The 17,718-nt window shown below is 65.2% G+C and carries 19 protein-coding genes; 13 read left to right on the top strand and 6 right to left on the bottom strand.

Annotated elements, in window-relative coordinates:
• Nucleotides 1-45: 45 nt before the first annotated feature.
• Both G6N32_RS07810 and G6N32_RS07805 read left to right on the top strand, forming a co-directional pair.
• Nucleotides 46-1,542, top strand: coding sequence for a glycoside hydrolase family 183 protein (locus G6N32_RS07810; RefSeq protein ID WP_232077564.1), 1,497 nt, complete (start codon nt 46-48; stop codon nt 1,540-1,542).
• 47 nt (nt 1,543-1,589) lie between these two features.
• Nucleotides 1,590-2,423, top strand: a complete 834-nt coding sequence (locus G6N32_RS07805) for a GAF and ANTAR domain-containing protein (protein WP_115319101.1) — start codon at nt 1,590-1,592, stop codon at nt 2,421-2,423.
• On the opposite strand, the gene G6N32_RS07800 is transcribed toward G6N32_RS07805, so the two are convergent.
• Complete coding sequence (locus G6N32_RS07800; protein ID WP_115320997.1) at nt 2,420-3,979, bottom strand: B12-binding domain-containing radical SAM protein; 1,560 nt, start codon at nt 3,977-3,979, stop codon at nt 2,420-2,422. The genes G6N32_RS07805 and G6N32_RS07800 overlap by 4 nt on opposite strands.
• A 208-nt stretch (nt 3,980-4,187) precedes the next feature.
• Between G6N32_RS07800 and G6N32_RS07795 the strand changes: the two genes are divergently transcribed.
• On the top strand, nt 4,188-4,457 hold the full coding sequence (locus G6N32_RS07795) for a hypothetical protein (RefSeq protein WP_115319100.1): 270 nt from the start codon (nt 4,188-4,190) through the stop codon (nt 4,455-4,457).
• A 10-nt stretch (nt 4,458-4,467) separates the two neighbouring features.
• Here the strand turns inward: G6N32_RS07795 and G6N32_RS07790 are convergent, their stop codons facing one another.
• From G6N32_RS07790 to G6N32_RS07780, 3 genes are all read right to left on the bottom strand, one after another.
• Complete coding sequence (locus tag G6N32_RS07790) at nt 4,468-5,886, bottom strand: SDR family NAD(P)-dependent oxidoreductase (RefSeq protein WP_115319099.1); 1,419 nt, start codon at nt 5,884-5,886, stop codon at nt 4,468-4,470.
• A 45-nt stretch (nt 5,887-5,931) separates the two neighbouring features.
• Nucleotides 5,932-6,879 carry a cutinase family protein gene (locus G6N32_RS07785; protein ID WP_115319098.1) on the bottom strand — a complete coding sequence of 316 codons (948 nt, stop codon included), beginning with the start codon at nt 6,877-6,879 and terminating at the stop codon, nt 5,932-5,934.
• 120 nt (nt 6,880-6,999) lie between these two features.
• Entirely contained in the window at nt 7,000-7,611 is a 612-nt protein-coding gene (locus G6N32_RS07780) for a TetR/AcrR family transcriptional regulator (RefSeq protein ID WP_163789194.1), read from the bottom strand.
• Nucleotides 7,612-7,692: 81 nt separating this feature from the next.
• Between G6N32_RS07780 and G6N32_RS07775 the strand changes: the two genes are divergently transcribed.
• From G6N32_RS07775 to G6N32_RS07755, 5 genes are all read left to right on the top strand, one after another.
• On the top strand, nt 7,693-8,385 hold the full coding sequence (locus tag G6N32_RS07775) for a hypothetical protein (protein WP_147292001.1): 693 nt from the start codon (nt 7,693-7,695) through the stop codon (nt 8,383-8,385).
• 3 nt (nt 8,386-8,388) lie between these two features.
• Nucleotides 8,389-10,335: a YhgE/Pip domain-containing protein gene (locus tag G6N32_RS07770; protein ID WP_115319096.1), complete on the top strand. Its 1,947-nt coding sequence runs from the start codon at nt 8,389-8,391 to the stop codon at nt 10,333-10,335.
• 344 nt (nt 10,336-10,679) lie between these two features.
• Nucleotides 10,680-11,240, top strand: a complete 561-nt coding sequence (locus G6N32_RS07765; protein ID WP_232077563.1) for a DUF2510 domain-containing protein — start codon at nt 10,680-10,682, stop codon at nt 11,238-11,240.
• Nucleotides 11,237-11,917, top strand: coding sequence for a hypothetical protein (locus G6N32_RS07760; RefSeq protein ID WP_115319095.1), 681 nt, complete (start codon nt 11,237-11,239; stop codon nt 11,915-11,917). Before G6N32_RS07765 ends, G6N32_RS07760 begins: the two co-directional genes overlap by 4 nt.
• A 17-nt stretch (nt 11,918-11,934) precedes the next feature.
• Nucleotides 11,935-12,123, top strand: a complete 189-nt coding sequence (locus G6N32_RS07755; RefSeq protein ID WP_147292000.1) for a hypothetical protein — start codon at nt 11,935-11,937, stop codon at nt 12,121-12,123.
• 15 nt (nt 12,124-12,138) lie between these two features.
• On the opposite strand, the gene G6N32_RS07750 is transcribed toward G6N32_RS07755, so the two are convergent.
• Nucleotides 12,139-13,071 (bottom strand): type II toxin-antitoxin system death-on-curing family toxin, encoded by a 933-nt coding sequence (locus G6N32_RS07750; protein ID WP_163789192.1) that lies wholly within the window; start codon nt 13,069-13,071, stop codon nt 12,139-12,141.
• Nucleotides 13,072-13,934: 863 nt separating this feature from the next.
• Between G6N32_RS07750 and G6N32_RS07745 the strand changes: the two genes are divergently transcribed.
• The 4 genes from G6N32_RS07745 to G6N32_RS07735 all read left to right on the top strand — a co-directional run bounded on the left by G6N32_RS07745 (nt 13,935) and on the right by G6N32_RS07735 (nt 15,772).
• Entirely contained in the window at nt 13,935-14,504 is a 570-nt protein-coding gene (locus tag G6N32_RS07745; protein WP_115319093.1) for a hypothetical protein, read from the top strand.
• A gap of 2 nt (nt 14,505-14,506) precedes the next feature.
• Nucleotides 14,507-14,824, top strand: a complete 318-nt coding sequence (locus G6N32_RS28790) for a hypothetical protein (RefSeq protein ID WP_232077562.1) — start codon at nt 14,507-14,509, stop codon at nt 14,822-14,824.
• A gap of 25 nt (nt 14,825-14,849) precedes the next feature.
• A complete protein-coding gene (locus tag G6N32_RS28785; protein WP_232077561.1) occupies nt 14,850-15,056 on the top strand; it encodes a hypothetical protein in 207 nt (68 codons plus the stop codon).
• Nucleotides 15,057-15,127: 71 nt separating this feature from the next.
• A complete protein-coding gene (locus G6N32_RS07735; RefSeq protein ID WP_115319092.1) occupies nt 15,128-15,772 on the top strand; it encodes a hypothetical protein in 645 nt (214 codons plus the stop codon).
• On the opposite strand, the gene G6N32_RS28780 is transcribed toward G6N32_RS07735, so the two are convergent.
• Entirely contained in the window at nt 15,769-15,945 is a 177-nt protein-coding gene (locus tag G6N32_RS28780) for a hypothetical protein (RefSeq protein ID WP_232077857.1), read from the bottom strand. The genes G6N32_RS07735 and G6N32_RS28780 overlap by 4 nt on opposite strands.
• Here G6N32_RS28780 and G6N32_RS07730 point away from each other — a divergent pair.
• Complete coding sequence (locus G6N32_RS07730; RefSeq protein WP_232077735.1) at nt 15,883-17,685, top strand: ATP-binding protein; 1,803 nt, start codon at nt 15,883-15,885, stop codon at nt 17,683-17,685. The two genes, G6N32_RS28780 and G6N32_RS07730, sit on opposite strands and share 63 nt — an antisense overlap.
• The last annotated feature ends 33 nt before the right edge of the window (nt 17,686-17,718 follow it).

Raw genomic sequence — 17,718 nt, 5'->3', positions numbered from 1 at the left:
CACAGTAACCCACCGAGCACCCCCTTGGTTGCGACACGGTCACGGATGCATACCTATCGCTGCAGCGCCGGTCGCAAACAACCCAGGGGTCCCTATCGTCACAGAGGTCAACAGACGTCACAGCGACGTCCCGCCTCCGAAAGGTGTGTCGTGTCGCCGCGCCCCCGTATCCCCTCGCTGTCGCTGGCCTCGACGCTGGTCGTCGGCCTCTGCGCAGCCACCGGTGTCGCGCCGCCTGCGGCCGCCGACCCGTGCGAGGGCGCTTCGGCGGCAGCGCAACCCGCCGCCAACCAGGCGTTTCAGATTCCGCAACCCTCGGCCATCGCGCCGTTCGACCGCCCGATCGGGCACAAGCCGGTCGGCGCCAACGACCAGGCGCCGCTGCCCACGCTGGGCAAGATGCTCATCAACGCGCTCATCCCCAATTCCGGACAGGTGCAGAAGCAGGCAGCGGTCGCGCCCTCACCGAAACCCGCTCCCGCCCAACCTCAACCGGCTCCCGCCGCCGCGCAGCCCGCGCCGTCGACCGCACCCGCGGGCACCTCGGTGGTCGGCTGGGTGACCGGGCCGGACAGCCCGAACCAAACCATCCAGAAATTCGCCATCACCGGCACCGACCTCGGAATCATGTGGGACAACGGCGATCCCGGTCACCGGCAGGTCCTGCTGGCGTTCGGCGACACCAACGGCTTCTGCATGATCCCCGGCAAGCAGTGGCGCTACAACACACTGATGCGCAGCACCGACGGATCGCTGGCCAACACCGTCGCGGTGCCCGACGGGGCCGTCGGCAACAAATACTCGGGGGCACCGGTGTGGCGGCCCGGCATCGCCAAGCAGGTCATCAACAGCATCAACGGTGCGCCGCAGGAGACGGGCATCATCCCGACCTCCGGCGTGGCCGTCGGGCCCAACCAGTTCCTCAACTTCATGTCGATCCGGAGCTGGGACAACTACGGCTCGTGGACCACGAACTATTCGGCGATCGCGACATCGACCGACAATGGCGAGACCTGGGGCGTCTACCCCGGCACCGTCCGTCAGCCGTCCAACGGCAACGAGAAATTCCAGATGGGCGCGTTCCTCAAACCCGGTCCCGGCGATCCGTACATCTATTCGTTCGGCACACCCAACGGGCGGGGCGGGTCGGCCTACGTGTCGCGGGTGTCCCCCGGGTTGATCCCCGACCTGACGAAGTACGAGTACTGGAACGCCGACAGCAACAGCTGGGTTGCGGGCAGCCCGGCGGCGGCCACCCCGGTGATCCCCGGCCCGGTCGGCGAGATGTCGGCCCAATTCAACAACTACCTCAAGCAGTATCTGGTGCTGTACTGCAACGGCAACAACGACGTGGTGATGCGGACCGCGCCGGCGCCTCAGGGGCCGTGGGGGCCGGAGCAGATGCTGGTGTCGTCGATGCAGATCCCCGGTGGCATCTACGCGCCGTTCCTGCATCCCTGGTCGACGGGCCGGGAGCTGTACTACAACCTCTCGCTGTGGTCGGCCTACAACGTGATGCTGATGCACACCGTGCTGCCCTAGATAGCCCTTACAGCAACCAGAAGTCCCGAAGGTGGGACACTCACCCCATGGAGCACAGCGACCCGCGCGTCGAGGACTCCATCCCGGCCGAGCCGCTGGATGGAACCGACGCTGAGCAGGCTGCCGAGATTGTCATCGAGGCCGCCACCCGCAACGCCATGTCGGCGGCCCAGCTGGGCCGCCTGCTGGTCGACGCCGGTCGCAGCGTCAATGACGAAGACGAGCTACTCACACTGCTTCAGCGCGTGGCCGCGATCGCCCAGGAGGCCATCCAGGGCGCTGATTACACGGGCATCACGATCGACCTCGGCGGGCTGACCTACACCGCCGTGCACACCGACGAGCGCACCCTGCGGATCGACAGTGAGCAGTACGACGCCGGTGAAGGCCCCTGCCTACACGCTTCACGAACCCGCAGCATCGTCCAGCTGGACTCCGAAGAGGCGATGGCCGCCTGGCGGGGCTTCGCGTCCGCCGCGCGTGACGAAGGCGTCAACAGCTTCCTGGCGGCGCCGCTGTTCACCGAGGATCAGACGCTGGGCTCGTTCAACCTGTACGGGCGGTCATTTCACGCCTTCGACGGCCTCGACGCCGAGATCCTCGAACTGCTGACAAAAGCGGTCTCCCGGGCGATCGGCGACTTCGCCCGCTACAAGTCGGCCCGTGACACCGCGGAGTCGATTCAGCGGGTGCTGCAGAGCCGGGCACCGATCGAGCAGGCCAAGGGCGTGCTGATGGCCATGCACGGTATCGACGCCGACGCGGCTTTCGATGTATTGCGCAAGCAGAGCCAGCAGACGAACGTGCCTGTCCGGGTGTTGGCCGTGCAGTTCCTCGAGCAGGTCGCCGGCAGCAACGGCAACGGCCGGCAGGAGAACTAGAAGGTATTGACCAGGGTCCGGCGGTCGGACATCTCCCGCGACATCGTGTAGTGGTGGTAGTGCGTCGCACACTTGACCACGCTGACGAACAAGACCCCGGGATCCGGCCGGCTGCGGGCCATCTTCCACATCCGGCGCCGGTAGACCTGGCGTAGTTGCGCGTCGGGGACGTTCTTCATCAGCAGCAGGAACAGGCCGAATGCCCGTGCGGCGTCGAATAACTGGGCTTGTCTGCGCCGCCAGGGATGATGACGCAGGTATTCGTTGCGTGCTCTCCCGAAATCGAATTGTCTTGTCAAATACAAATTTTCGAGGCGGTCGAAGTAGAAGTCGGGATCGTAGAGCTCACTCATCAGGCCGATGTAGCCGTCTCGCAACTCGTCTCGGCTCATGTTGAGCGGTATGACGTTGGTGCCGAAGGTCTGCTCGTCGTCGAGGTCGAGGCGGCCCTCATTCTTCAGCCGCGCGTGCAGCGGTGTCTTGGGGATCGCGGCGAGCATGCCGACCATGGCGTGCATGATGTCGGTCTGACCGATGAAGTCGGCCTGCTCCTTGAAGATTCGGGTGTCGTCGTTGTCGAAGCCGACGATCATGCCGCACCACACTTCCAGCCCGGCGTCCTGCACCTTGCGAACCCGATCGACGATCGTGCCGCCCTTCTTCACGTTCTGGTACTTCTTCGCCTCTTTCAGCGAATCCTCGTTGGGACTCTCGATCCCGATGAACACCACCGTCACGTTGGCGGCGACCATCAACTCCATCAGCTCGTCGTCTTCGGCCAGGTTCAGCGACGCCTCGGTGAAGAACTGCAAGGGATATCCTTCACGCTCCTGCCACGCGTGGACATCGGCCAGCAGCACCTTCACGGCGGCCTTGTTGCCGATCAGGTTGTCGTCGACGATGAAGCCGATCGACAGGCCCGCCGTGCGCATCGCTTCCAGTTCGGCGATCACCTGTGCGCTGGTCTTGAGCCTCGGTTTACGACCGAAGGTGACGATGATGTCGCAGAACTCGCATTGGAACGGACAGCCGCGGCTGAACTGCACACTGCCGAACACGTAGTTCTTGGTCTTCAACAGGTCGTAGCGCGGCACCGGCACGGTGGTCATGTCGGTGCGCTCGGCTTGCTCATAGCGGTACTGCTGGCGGCCGTGCTTCCAGTCCTCGAGGAATTGCGGCCAGGTGGTCTCGGCTTCGCCGACGAAGATCGCGTCGGCCAGACCGTCGAAGTAGTCCTCCTGCACGCTGACCCACGGACCGCCGACGACAACGAAGACGCCTCGGGCCTTCAGTTCGTTGATGATCTCGCGCATCCGCCCGCGCTGCACGATCATGCCGGTGAGCCCGACGATGTCGGCCTTCGCCAGCTTGTCGAAGTCGATGTCCTCGACGTTCTCGTCGACGAGCGTGACGTGATGCTCGGGCGGCGTCAGGGCGGCCAACAGCGGCAGGCAGGCGGTCGGGACGTTGCACTTCTTGCCCAGCAGCGGCAGCGCGTGCTCCAAACCCCAGTACGACACCTCGAACCGCGGGTTGACGAGGACAATGTTGGCCATGGTCGTCTGCTCCGAATCGGACTCGTAGACGGTGTCGGCGCTGCTTGCCAAGCCGGAGCCTAGCCAAGTCGACTTGGCCGAACGAGTCATTCGCACATAGTCGCCGACGGGACTCGGATGCGAGTTCCCAACTAATTGACGGTAACGCTAGGTATTCGGTTCGGTCACGACCTTGGGTCACCCCTGCTGATGTGGCGGAGACGATGGTGTGATCGTTTCCGTGGACGCGGTTGGGCTGATGATCGTGGTGGTCTTGACGACTGCCGCGCTCGCCGCGGTCTGCGGTTACGTCGCCGCCCTGCGGCGGGACGCCAGCCGGCGCAGCCGGGGGTATTTCGTGCTCGGCGTCCTCACCGGGTTCCTGGGCCGCTCAGTGGTCCGGCGTCGGCTCCGGCGGCAGCCGCTGTTCGAGAACCCGCTGACGATCGCGGCGTTGCACTTTCGGCGGAGACTGAGCCGTACCGGCATCGCCCGCTAGCGGGTAGACGTCACCAGCCGCTGGGCGAGTAGTCCTTCAGGAAGCAGCCGTAGAGATCTTCGCCCGCTTCGCCCCGAACGATCGGGTCGTACACCCGCGCGGCGCCGTCGACGAGGTCGAGCGGCGCGTGGAATCCCTCGTCGGCCAGCCGCAGCTTGGTCGGATGCGGACGCTCGTCGGTGATCCAGCCGGTATCGACAGCGGTCATGAGAATGCCGTCCTGCTCCAGCATTTCACCGGCGCTGGTGCGGGTCAGCATGTTGAGGGCAGCCTTCGCCATGTTGGTGTGCGGATGCCCGGGGCCTTTGTACGCGCGGCCGAACTGCCCCTCCATGGCCGACACGTTCACGACGTATTTCCGGCGTGCCGATGACGACGCCAGCGCCGAGCGCAACCGACTCACCAGAATGAACGGCGCAGTCTGATTGCACAACTGAACCTCGAGCAGTTCCATCGCGTCGACTTCGTGCACGCGCTGCGTCCAGCTGTTGATCGCCGCGGTGTCGGGCAGCAGGCCACCCGCGTCGATGGCGACGCCGGCCGCAATCCGCTCGGGTGATGCGCTGCGCGCGGTGAGGGCCAATTCTGTTAGTGCGTGCGGGCTCTGATGGTCGGCGAGGCTGCCCGCGAGTGCCGCGGGATGGGCGTCGCTCACCCGGTCGAAGGTGACCACGTCGACGAGTTCAGGAGCCGGGGACCGCTCCGCCTCGACGAGTGCCGCATAGGAACCGGGGGCTCGGCGCACGGTCTGGGCGGCGTTGTTGATCAGGATGTCCAGCGGACCCTGCGCGGCCACGCTGTCCGCGAGCGCCACGACCTGAGCCGGGTCACGCAGGTCGATGCCGACGATGCGCAGCCGGTCGAGCCAGTCGGCGCTGTCGGGCATCGCGGCGAACCGGCGCACGGCGTCATTCGGAAACCGGGTGGTGATGGTGGTGTGGGCGCCGTCGCGGAGCAGCCGCAACGCGATGTACATGCCGATCTTGGCCCGCCCGCCGGTGAGCAGTGCGCGCCGGCCGCGCAGGTCGGTGCGGGCGTCCCGCTTGGCGCGGTTGAGCGCCGCGCACTCCGGGCAGAGCTGGTGATAGAAGGCGTCGACGACGGTGTGGTGGGTCTTGCAGATGTAGCAGGCCCGAGACCGGAGCAACGTGCCCGCCGAGGCCCCCGCCGCCGTCGACACCAACGGCAAGCCGGCCGTCTCGTCGTCGATCCGGCCTGGCGCCCCGGTCGCCGTGGCGGCGATGACGGCCCGGTCGGCGGCCGCGACTTCATCGCGCTTGGCTTTGCGGCGGGCCTTCCTGACCGATTTGAAGATTCCCGCGGTTGCCCGGCGTACGGCTACGGCATCGGGGTGCTCGGGCGGCAACGACTCGACGTCGGCCAACACCTGAAGGCAGGTATTGAGCTTGTCCGGGTCAATCGCGTTCACGGTGGAAGAGTACGGCGCTATTCGCGCACGTCGTGAATCGAGGAGTTACACCAGTCCCGTGCCAGGCGACGGGGAGCTGGGTGCGACCGTCGTCGGGCTGGTTGTAGGTAGCTGCGACGGATAGCTCGGCACCTCCGCGGGATAGCCGGGCTGCGGCCCCGGCAGCGCGGTGGCGGACCCGGATCCGGGTAGCGGCGCATACATCGAGTCCGGGCCGTAAGGCGTTGTCGGGCCGTAGCCCGGGGCGTTGCCGTAGCCCGGGGCGTTGCCGTAGCCCGGCATGTGCTGACTTATCCCGGCGAGCAATTTCGCCGCGACGAACGACGCCGCCTGGTTGGTGTAGCCGGGGACGTAGCCCTCGGTGTGGCCGCTCCACTCGTTGCCCGGGCCCGCGTGGCAGATCGGGTCAGCCGGATTGCACAGGTCGATGGCTTTGGCGCCGAGCAGAGCGCTCGTGGTCGGCAGCGCTTGGTTGGTGCGGGTGGCCACATTGCCGAAAGTCGCGACGGCGACGACGTTTTTGACGTACTCCGGTGGCAGCGAGCTTCCCCAGGGGATGCCGCCCACCGGCACGCCGGCAACGATGTCGATCACGCTGGCGCCTTGCGAGTACCCGCCGAGGACGATCTTGGTATCCGGGCAGGACGACACCGTCGATTTGATGTGTGAGATCACGTCGTTGGCGCCGTCTCCGCCGTGCAGCTGCAGCTTGGTGGCCTTGTAGTTGACCGCGTAGGTGTCGATGTTCAGGCTGGGCGCTTGCTTGCGCAGCGCATCGACGAGAGCATCGCCGACCCGGCCCATCCCGGCAGGTTCGTCGGTGCCGCGGGCGAAGACGACCTCGGCGTCAGGACAGTCGGCAGCCGACGCCGGCGCGACAGGACCGACGAGCAGAGCGCTCGTGACGAACAATGGCGAAGCAACCAGCCCGACCCAGCGACCGGCTGACCGGTCGCTCCCCACCGGGTGCCCACGCGTGCAGCGAATAGGCATGCTTCAATCTAACCCCTTCGCCAGCCTGATGAGCTGCGAGGGTGTGGCCGTCTTGCTCGGACAACATATTGACAGCAAAGAAAAATTGACTGGTATCGCGCGCTGACCTGCGCACCGTCGTCAGGCGGACAGTCCTTCGACGACCGCCAGCGCGGTCAGGTAGCGGACCTCCTCGGTGGCCGCGCGATCGCCGAGGAACTGGCCGGAGGCGCCGGCCTGAGCGGCCATCAGCGCTCGGGTGAACGCCTCCGGTGTCACGGTCATCGTGCGGCCGGTCTTGGCCATCAGTGCGACGAAGATGCCTTGCAGTCCCTCGCGGAAGCGTTCGACTTGCGCGTCCAGCGCGCGGGCGATTTCAGGCTGATGGGCGGCACGGGCCACCAGTGCGGCATGCAGGGCGATGCGCGGTTGATCGGCGACGCCCGCCTTCAGCAATTGGCGCACCACGCGGTCGGTTTCGAGAACTCCCTCGGTTCGCAGGAGAGGCGCTGCCGTACTCCGCAGCCGCTCCACGAGGGCGTCGTTCTGATGCTCGTAGACCTCGAAGAGCAGACCCTCCATGTCGTCGTAACTGGAGTAGAAGGCCCCACGGGTGTAGCCGGCCGCCCGGCACACCTCCTCGACCGTGAACCAGGTCCGTCCGCTGTCCCGGATGAGTTCGTCGGTGGCCTCGATCAGACGGGCGCGGGTGTTCGTGCGCCGCCGGGTTGTCCGCGCCTCTGTGACCTTCACCGCAAATCGCCCTTCAGACTCGATACATTCCGTATTGGATGCATATCGTATTGAATCATGCAACACTTCCAGGAGGCAACCATGAGTCGACCCGCCGCGGTCCCTCCTCAGCTGCTTCTTCCCGAGGACGAGGCGATCATCGTGTCGCGCGGATTGACCGTCGAGGGTGAACACAGTCCGCTGTTCAGCGATGTCGACATGGACCTTGGGCCCGGCCTGCACGCGGTGCACATGCCGGGCGGCCACAGCCAGAAGGCACTGCTGCTCACCCTGGCCGGCCGGCTCAAGCCGAGTGCCGGCAGCGTGGCCGTGTTCGGCGATACCACCCCGCGGGCGATCCGCAAGCACTGCGCGATCGCGGCCTTCGGCGACATCGACGATCTCGACGAGGCGGTGACGGTGGGCACGGTCGTCACAGAGCAGCGCCGCTGGCTCGCTCCCCTGTTCCGGCGGCCTCGTGACGGTTCCAGCCGGGACGTACTGGCTTTGGCGTTCGGGGACATCGACCGCCCGGCGCCGACCGACTACATCGGGGACCTGGGCGATTTGGAGACGTTCCTGCTGCAGGTCGCCCTGGCCCTGTGCTCGGACCGACCGGTGCTGGTGGTCGGTGACCTCGAACAGGTCCGCGACAACGAACGACGAGCGCAGGCGGTGCAACGCCTCGGCGTGATCGCCGCCGATCGGATGGTCGTTGTGGGCGTGACGAATTCGCTCGGCGACCAAGCACCCGAGCATGAAGTGCACATCCCGAACATCGCGGGAAAGGACTAGGAGATGGTGGGCGGACTTGCCCTCGGGTCGGAGATCAAACGCTTCGCCCGCAATCGGATGACACGAATCGCCGTCGTCGTCCTGATGCTGATGCCGCTGACCTACGGCGCGCTCTATCTGTGGGCGTACTCGGACCCGTTTGGTCATGTGAACAAAATGCCTGTGGCCCTGGTCAATTCGGACCGCGGAACCACGGTGTCCGGTGAGCCGATGAACGTCGGTTCTCAGATCGCCGACAGCCTCACCAGTGACGCAAGCCTGGACTGGCACCTGGTTGGTGACGCCGAGGCACGCGAGGGCGTCGCACACGGCAAGTACTACTTCATGCTGGAATTGCCCCCGGACTTCAGCGAGGCGATCGCCTCGCCCACCACCGGCAATCCCCGCAAGGCGCAGCTGATCGCCGAATACAACGACGCCAACAACTACATCTCGTCGAGTATCGGCCGCACGGCTTTGGAGCAAGTGCTCAACGCCGTGTCCACCAGGATCTCCGGGCAGGCGGTCAACCAGGTGCTGTCAGTGATCACCACTTCCGGGACCGGGATCAAGCAGGCGGCCGACGGAGCGCGGCAGCTCTCCGACGGGGCGGCCCAAATCGACACTGGCGCAGGGAAGTTGGCCTCCGGCCTCGATTCCGCCCGCAACGGATCGGCCGAGCTGACTGCCGGCTCCCGAAAGCTGTCCGACGGTATCAACACCGCCACCGATCCCCTGCTGAAGATCACCAACCTGTTGGCGCAGATCGGCACTCAGAGCGATCAGGTCAACGGCCAGGTTCAGGACAGCTCGTCCGCACTGACGGATGCGTCCAACGAACTCGACACCATCGCCGGGGCGCAAGACACTGCCGCCCAGTCGTTGACATCGATCATCGACAGCCTGTCGGCCAACCAGGACCCGGTGTCGGTGATCGCCACCGGCAAGCTGCGTGACACCCGCGACCAACTGCTGGCCCACCAACGCACCGCGGCAATCCAGGCCAAGCTCGACAAGGCACGTGCGGCTGCCAACTCGGGCGGTCCCGTCGGTTCCGCGCTGACCGACATCTCGGCCAAGGGCAAGGAACTCTCCGACAAGCTCACTCAGTTGCGTGATGGCGCCCAGCAGGTGGCGTCGGGCAATGCACAGCTCGACGCCGGCATCGTCAAACTCGACGACGGCGCCCGGCAGCTGAAATCCGGTACAGCGCAGCTGAGTTCCGGGGCGAACGAGCTGGCGACCAAGCTATCCGAGGGCGCGCAGAAGGTTCCCGACTGGAGCCCCCAGCAGAAGGACGCGATCGCCGACACGATCGGCGGTCCGGTTCAGCTGACGAGTTCACACGAGAATTCGGCGCCGAACTTCGCCACCGGCATGGCGCCGTTCTTCCTCACGCTCGCGCTGTTCTTCGGCGCCATGCTGTTGTGGATGGCGTTCCGCCCGTTGCAGAACCGCGCCATCGCCGCGGAGATCAGTCCGCTTCGGGTGACGCTGGCCAGCTACCTGCCGGCCGTCCTGATCGGCATTCCCCAGGCGGTGATCCTGTACTGCGTCGTGCATTTCGCGCTGCACGTCCACGCCGAGCATCCGGTGGCGATGCTGGGCTTCATGATGCTGGCGTCGTGCGCGTTCATCGCGGTGGCGCAGGCGATCAGCGCCCTTCTCGGCCCGGTATTGGGCAAGGTGTTGCTGATGACCCTGCTGATGCTGCAACTGGTCAGCGCCGGCGGACTGTATCCGGTCGAGACCACCACCAAGCCGTTCCAGGCTTTCCACCGGCTCGACCCGATGACGTACGGCGTCAATGGACTACGCCAGTTGATCCTCGGCGGCATCGACGGTCGGCTATGGCAGGCACTGATCTTCATGGTCGCGCTGTGGTTGGGCTCAATGCTGCTGACGTCGCTGGCGGCTCGGCGCAACCAGTTGTGGAACCTCACCAGGCTGGTGCCGAGTTTCAAGATGTAGTGGCAACAAAGAAGGCCAGGCCTTTCGGCCTGGCCTTCTTCTGTTGTGGAGCTGCCGGGAATTGAACCCTTGGACGTCGGCCCAAAAACGGCTGGTAGACGGGCGATTCGGGTCGGAATGCGGATCTGACGTGACCCTCTCCGGCCTGGACTTATCGGTCGCGCTGTTGAAAATTTCAACACGATCAGTGCGCGGCCACCCAGATGCCCGTCTGTTAGCCCAACTCACCTGCTCCAATCGGCGTAATCTGCTGCCCACAGGAAACTGGCAGTGTCCGGGGGGTTCCGTTTGTGACGCCAGCTAAGGGATCGATCGTGTGTCCCGCATGCGGAGCGCGGTTGACGATGTCCGCCGAGTCGACGACGCCGCGAATCCGGTGCGCGAAATGTGACACCTCATTCCCGGCCGCCATGGCTGTGCCGCCGACGGCCGCCGCGGCCGCGGGCTGGTACCCCGACCCGGCTGGCGGCAATGGCCAGCGTTACTGGGACGGCAGCACCTGGGGGCCGGTCGCGCCGGGCAGTCCCGCACCGATCCCCACACCAATTCGGCCATCAAAGCCGATGCCTAACGCCGGCAAGGCCATCCTGATCGTCGGGACTCTTGTGCTGGCTGGGGGCTGTGTCGCCTATCTCGCGACAGGCCCCCACTCCAGTAGTCCCGGGATGGACAACGACGGCACTTACTACCACATCGACGGCAGCGCAGCTGGCACCTACATGACCGAGGGGTCGCGCCGAGCAAATGGCCGGCCGTGCAACTGGACTCGCACCCGAACACCCACCATCGAGATCGCCAATATGATCGCGGGTGGTCAGGTGGCGGTCGGCGAGCATGGCGTCGTCACTGTCAACGCTGGCGAGTACTTCGTCAGCTACGGCTGCAAACCCTGGCGGAAGCAATGACCGAACCCAGCGACCCGACCGAGCTAGCCGGCCTCGCGGCGATGCATACGGAAGCAGCTCAGGCATGGTCGTCGGCGGGGGACTACCCGGAAACCGGCTCGTGGGCTGATCCCGAGCGGCGATTGACCCCGCGCCTGATCACTACCCTCGCCGTCGCAGCCAGCCTGGCGCTAGTGGCTGCCGCCGGTACCGCGGTGTGGGTCCTTCGGAATGATCGAGCGCAGACCTCCAACGTCGATGCACCGGCGCCTCCCGTATCGAACGTCGCAGGCCCTGCCCCCGCTGCCATACCAGCGCCTCCGAGTGCCCTGCCGCCGCCACCGACGCCTGCCGTTGTCATGCTGTCGACCCGAGGCGGCGATGTTTGGGTGGGCACTCAGTCGAAGAAAACTGTCTGCCAGATCACTGCGGGTCGCGTCGGATGTCTGGTCAAGTTCGTGATCGACACGCCCATGATGTATGGGGCGCCAGCGAACGGCGTAAATGTCACCACGACAGGCGATTTCGAATGGGGTATCGGGGACATCGGCCAGCAGCCGTTCAAGACTCTGAGCTACGGGACGATCTACAAGGCATTCGGATGGACGATCACGCCGACGAGTGACGGCACGACGTTCCTCAACGACGCGACAAGCCACGGCATGACGGTGAGCATCGAAGGGGTTCAACCGTTCTGAGCACCTATGTCACCAGCGTGACGCTGACAACTGAGCTCAACGACGGGCGACCCATGTGGCGTCTCAGCTGGACGGAATGCACCAACGACCACAAATGGAAGAAGACCCATCACAACGAGAACGCCGCCCGCCGGCACGTAATAGGTCTGGTGGCCAAGCGTCGACCGGGAGCCACGATGGGTGATGTCTTCACTGACGCCCGGTGAGGCAGAGCGGTACCACTACAGGTGTTCCGGAACCGTCCCAAAGAGCTGCACTCGCAGTGGAATTCGGGCGATCACTTCACCATTCACGTCGACGACCACCTGGTAGGGGTCGGCACCTAGATCCAAGAACACCGGCCGCAACTCAATCCAAAATAGGAGCGGCAGCTGACCGTATGGCGCATATTCGGGCAGCATCGTCTCGATGGTGATCGGCTGAATAGCTGTCAGGTTCATCTCCGCCTTGTTGCGGCGTACGGGCTTCGCGCCGGCGGGCTGATGGACCGTCGCAGTCATCGTTCCGTGAAGCGGTGCGCGCCACCATCGCCCGACGACGAAGAACCTGGTGTTTGCAATGGGGAACACCTTGGCCGGTTCCTCCGCCCTGACCACCAGGCGATGCATGCCGGCACCCATCGCGGTCAGGGTTCCTGGTCCAAGAACCTTTGCCTGGAAAGCGTCAATCTCCTCGGTACCGCGCACGTCGCCGGCCAGGTACACGTACTCCAACTCCGGGTGAGTCGAGTGGCCCACCCGTTGGTTGCGCCATTTCGCCTCGAACCATTCGGCCGATCGACCGAGTGTTAAGTCCGGGTCCTCGTCAGTTTTGAACACCTCCTGCGCCACCGCCCGAATAAATATCTCCGCTTCGATGGTGGGCACTTCGGGAAAGACGATGCCGTTGAGCCGCAGAAACGTCACCGCCGCATACCAGGCGGTGCGCTTGTTGGCCTCAAGGAACGGGTGGTTTCTGGCTAGACCGTGGGCATAAGCCGCGGCTTTTTCCCAGACGGTGAGAAACCCGCCATCCACCAGCTCGGTCTTGGGGCGATCCACACTGCGGTCGAGGGCATCGCCGTCGCGGACAGTGCCACCGTTTTCCTGATCAGCGTTTATTTCAGCTATCTGACCAGAAGTGAGGTACACAAACTCGCGACCCGGCGCAGTCACTTCAGCCGCTCGGCGAGCTCCGTCCAACGCGATCTCTCGGCAGCGTATGCGCCGATAAATTCCTCGTCGCTAGCGTCACGTCCCCGCTGCTCAGCTTCGCGTGCGTCAGTTCCTTCGGCGCGCGTCGAAGTGGCACGGGTGGACGGCATGTCTCCAAGCATAGGCGCAGGTAACGGATGCAGGTACCAGTGAACGACGAAAATCACCCCGCCTGGCCGTGAGTTCAGCGGGGTGATTCCCGGAGAGAGTGTCAGGCTACGGCGAGCCTGGTGGCGTTGAGCTAATCCACCCTGAGCGCGGACCCATACCGAGTGCCCCAGTTGGGCGCGCGGGGGAAGAACGCATCGTCGATGAACTCGCTGCGCGACGCTCATCACCATCCGCGCACTGGTCGACGGACTTCGATGGACAAGGCAGTCAGCCGAACTGGCAGACCATCTGTGGGTCGATCTCCCTACGCTCCGCGCTCGCACGGACACCCTCGACCCAGTTGGAGTCGCCGAGCTTGAGCACAAGTTGGACGGAGACTGACTGTGGATCCCCTAACGCACCAACAGCAAGCATCCTCGACCTAGATGTTGAAAAGGTCTTTTGAAAAAGGCAGGCCGCCCCGGACGGGGCGGCCTGGCCTTCTTCTGTTGTGGAGCTGCCGGGAATTGAACTCGGCGCGGAAATGACACTGAACTGGCCTAACAGCACAAATCAGGCTGTCGATGCACGCCAAACGACGCGGCGCGAGCTGCGGATACATCTAGGGATGTTGATGCGATCAACGCACTCAACGGCGATCGGCGAACCTGAAAGAGGGCAATCGCGGTTCGAGTCGACAGGTTCCTCTGCCCCTGCGCTTACGCTGACCCACCATGCAGAGCAAGAAGCCGTGGCGCCCGACGCCCAAGCTTGAAGAGATCGCCGCCGTGGTGGCCCGCGTCGAGCTGATCCCTGCCGATCGTCCACTCACCGCGGGGGAGATCCGGATGCTCGACAGCTTGGCGGCCCGACTGCGGCGCCGGTCCCTGAATGACCGGTCCGACGGGCTCCTCGACCTTCTGCGCCGCGTGTCCGCGGTCCGTACTAGCAACCGTGAAGCCGGCGTTTCGGTACCCGCCGCGAAGAACTCTGCGAACAATGGTCGAGAAGGGCTCGGTCACATCCACCGCGAACTGTCCGAGTTGGCGGCCAAGCATCCGCTCGGACCCGAGGGCCTCGGGCGACTCCAGGCGATCGTCAACGACACGGCGCGCCTCGCCGAGAAGGGTCCCTCGTACCAGCGTCTCTACGAGCGGGCACTGCAGATCCAGAAAAACGCCCTGCGACCGGCGCAGCAAAAAGGACCGCGTGGCAAGGCCCGCGGGCTCGTCCAGAACCCGGAGCTGTTGTATGGCGGCCGCGAGGTCCTCGGCGGGGCACCTTCGACGGGGCGCAGGCGCTGACGGTGTCCGACACCAACCCGCCGACTCCGGCAGGGTCTCAACCTGCCACGCCGCGGGATGACACCTCCGTCGCTAAGTTCCGCGCCCGCCGCGCCGCGGCCGCTCGGCCGTACCAGCCTGACCAGGTCGGGCTCCTGCTGGTGGCGCAAGCGCCGCCCGATGCCGATGACCGCTACTTCTACTTCCCGGACGTGGCGCGGCACGACTGGTTGTTCCGGGCGGTCGCGCGGGCGATCCTGCCAGCCGCCGATCTCAACCGGGACAACAAACCGTCGCTGTTAGCGCAGCTGCGGGAGCGGGGGTCTTCCTGGTCGACCTGAGCCCGATCCGGTCGACGGTTCCGACTTGTCGCCATACGTTCCGGCGCTGCTTGATCGGATTGTCGAGCTGGACCCCGAACGCATCATCTTGATCAAGGCCGACGTGTACGACGTGGCGTATCCCGCGTTGGCTGGAGCAGGCCTGCCGGTAAGCAAGATCCGTGTTCCCTTCCCGTCCTCGGGGCAGCAGGAGAAGTTCAGGGTTGCGTTCGGCCGGGCGCTTGCGGAGTGACGCCTCGGTGTAGGCGTCGGTGTCGGACGCCCGGCCTACGCTGACGCGATCGAGCCGAGGAGGAACAGCGGATGAACAAGGCGGAGCGTCTGTGGCGTCTGCGAGACGGCGTGCTTGCGTGGCTCTACGACCTGCGGGTCAATGGGACAACCATCTCGCAGGCACTGCCCGAGTCCTTCATGGCGGCGACGTTGTGGTCTGACACCGAGGTCACCCGCGACGAGCTCACCGCCGCGGTCAAGTGGCTCGTGGACGAGGGCTACGCAGATGGCCGCACCACCTACGGGGGCACCATCCTCGGGCCGCACCTGACTCCGTACGGTGAGAGGTATGCCGCGTCCGGCAAGTCGGTGCGTGACCTCCCGGGCGTCGCCGACGTGAACAGCCCCTACCTGCATATCGAGGGAAGCAGCGGCGTCGCCGTTGCGTTCCACAGCCCTGGCGCGACGCAGACCGTGAACGTTCAGCAGAAGATCGAGCAGGCGCAGGCCCTCGTAGAGGCGATCGAGCATGCGTTGCCCGCCGTGACCGACGATCTTGCGCGGGCGGACGCTGAGCAGTTGGCTTCTGAGATCCGCGCCGAGTCGAAGTCTGAGCAACCGCAGCCGGGCCGGCTGAAGACATTGGCCACCGTCGCAATGACCTCCATCGCGACCGCCGCCGGAACCGAAGCGGGCAAGGCGATCATCGACGCGGCGCTCCCGCTGTTGTCTTAGCCCCGCGTGTCTGTACCGCCTGGCAAGATACGCGCGTGCAGACGTATCGGCTCGAAGCTGGCGACGATCACGTCCAGAAGCTCGCCCACGAGAACGATCCGGTCAGGGCCGTGATCGAACTCGTCTGGAACAGCCTCGACGCCGACGCCCACCACGTCGATGTAGTGCTGCATCGGAACGAGACCGACGTCGTGGTGGGAGCCGAGGTCACCGACGACGGCCACGGCATGGCGCCGGAAGACATCGCCACTGAGTTCAAATGGGTCGGCAACTCATGGAAGAGGACTGCTCTGCGCAGCAAGGGCGAGCGGCGACCTTTGCACGGACGCTTCGGCCAAGGCCGGCTCCGCGCCTTCGCGCTGGGGACGCAGGTCACCTGGGAGACCGTCGGCGATCGCATCGACGGGAAGCGGGTGCAGACCCGGATCCGAGCCCGAGCAACCAGCCGCACAGATGTTGAGGTCTCGGACGCGATCGAGACTGGAGCCGAGACGGGGACGCGGTTCATCGCCGAGGGCAAAGAGTCGCTGGATCCGCTCGACCGCGACACCGCCAGTGAGCGGATTGGTACGACCCTCGCGCCCTACCTCATCACCCATACCGGGGTCGCGGTCACCTACGACGGTCAGCGCATCCAGCCCGCAGACAACATCGCTCGCGACACCGTGCTTCCGGTCGAATGGGAACACGACGGCACCCTCCACCACGCGAAGTTGCGCGTCATCGAGTGGACCAAAGCCAAGGAACGGACCATCCATCTCTGCGATGGCGACGCTGTCGTCATCGACACGCTTGACACCGCGCCGGGGCCCGACTTCACCTACTCGGCCTACCTGCTCTGGGACGCGATGCCCGAGCACCACGACCAGTGGCTCCTCGCCCGGATGGAGACGACGCCAACCGTTCTGGGCGGGCTTCTAAACGAACTGGACCAGGTGCTTGACGACTACCTCGATGCTCGACGCGCCGAGCGGCGCCGCGAGCTTGTAGAGGAGTGGAAGTCCGGCAACGTCTACCCCTATGAAGGCGAGCCTGCCTCGGAGGAGGAGAAGGTCGAGCGAGCCACGTTCGATGTAGTCGCCACGTCGATCCGGCGGCACATTCCCAAGGAAAAGAGCAAGAAGCGCCTGACGTTGGGGTTGCTCAAGGACTCGATCCAGCAGCGCCCGGGAGACGTCGGTGCCCTGCTCGACGAGTACGTCGGCCTACCCGCGGAAGAGCGCGAGCAGCTGGACCGGCTCTTGCGAAACACCGGACTCTCGCGAGTCATTCAGGCCTCGACGGACGTCACCAACCGCTTGGAGTTTCTGCGCGCCCTCGACCTAATTGTGTTCGATCCCGAGGCCCACAAAATGGTTGGAGAGCGCGAGCACTTGCACCGCATCTTGGAGCGCGAGCTGTGGGTGTTCGGCGAGCAGTACAACTTCATGGTCAGCGAACGGGGCCTCAGTGCGGCGCTGGACCGACACCTCGAACTCCTCGGGGAAGACCGCGCCGACAAGACCCCGGTCAAACGCCTCGATGGCACGGTAGGTCGCCTCGATCTCCTGTTATCGGCCGCGGCCACCGAGCATGACCGCAACAGGCACCTCGTGGTGGAGCTGAAGGCTCCCAAGGTGGTGGCGAGTCTGACCGAACTGAACCAGATCAAGTCGTACGCGAAGGCGGTCGCAAAGGACCCGCGATTCGCCAGCAGCACGACGCAGTGGGATTTCTGGCTCGTCACCAGCGAGATTGACGATGACGTGCGACAGGAAGGCCAATCAGCACGGCCGCGAGCAGGGCCTGGTTTTCGAACCAGACCTGCCCGAAGCCCCAGGCGCCCGAGTCAGGGTTTGGGTTCGAGACTGGGGCCAGATCATCGACGAGGCCAAGCACAGGCTCGACTACTTCCAGAAGAGCTTGCAACATGACCCTTCACTCGACGACGCACGCGACTACCTCCG

The sequence above is a fragment of the Mycolicibacterium aichiense genome (genome assembly GCF_010726245.1).
GTDB classification, from domain to species: domain Bacteria; phylum Actinomycetota; class Actinomycetes; order Mycobacteriales; family Mycobacteriaceae; genus Mycobacterium; species Mycobacterium aichiense.
This window is presented reverse-complemented; position numbering and strand designations above follow the sequence as displayed.

Bases quoted from the DNA above. Each gene is read 5' to 3' on its own strand.
- G6N32_RS28780 (WP_232077857.1), bottom strand. From the start codon at position 15,945: ATGCAGCACTACATCGACGTGGTGGGCGTCGGCGTCGAGGCTGTTCCA.
- G6N32_RS07770 (WP_115319096.1), top strand. From the start codon at position 8,389: ATGGTGGGCGGACTTGCCCTCGGGTCGGAGATCAAACGCTTCGCCCGC.
- G6N32_RS07745 (WP_115319093.1), top strand. From the start codon at position 13,935: ATGCAGAGCAAGAAGCCGTGGCGCCCGACGCCCAAGCTTGAAGAGATC.
- G6N32_RS07810 (WP_232077564.1), top strand. From the start codon at position 46: ATGCATACCTATCGCTGCAGCGCCGGTCGCAAACAACCCAGGGGTCCC.
- G6N32_RS07760 (WP_115319095.1), top strand. From the start codon at position 11,237: ATGACCGAACCCAGCGACCCGACCGAGCTAGCCGGCCTCGCGGCGATG.
- G6N32_RS07735 (WP_115319092.1), top strand. From the start codon at position 15,128: ATGAACAAGGCGGAGCGTCTGTGGCGTCTGCGAGACGGCGTGCTTGCG.
- G6N32_RS07765 (WP_232077563.1), top strand. From the start codon at position 10,680: ATGTCCGCCGAGTCGACGACGCCGCGAATCCGGTGCGCGAAATGTGAC.
- G6N32_RS07785 (WP_115319098.1), bottom strand. From the start codon at position 6,879: ATGCCTATTCGCTGCACGCGTGGGCACCCGGTGGGGAGCGACCGGTCA.
- G6N32_RS07800 (WP_115320997.1), bottom strand. From the start codon at position 3,979: ATGGCCAACATTGTCCTCGTCAACCCGCGGTTCGAGGTGTCGTACTGG.
- G6N32_RS07805 (WP_115319101.1), top strand. From the start codon at position 1,590: ATGGAGCACAGCGACCCGCGCGTCGAGGACTCCATCCCGGCCGAGCCG.
- G6N32_RS07775 (WP_147292001.1), top strand. From the start codon at position 7,693: ATGAGTCGACCCGCCGCGGTCCCTCCTCAGCTGCTTCTTCCCGAGGAC.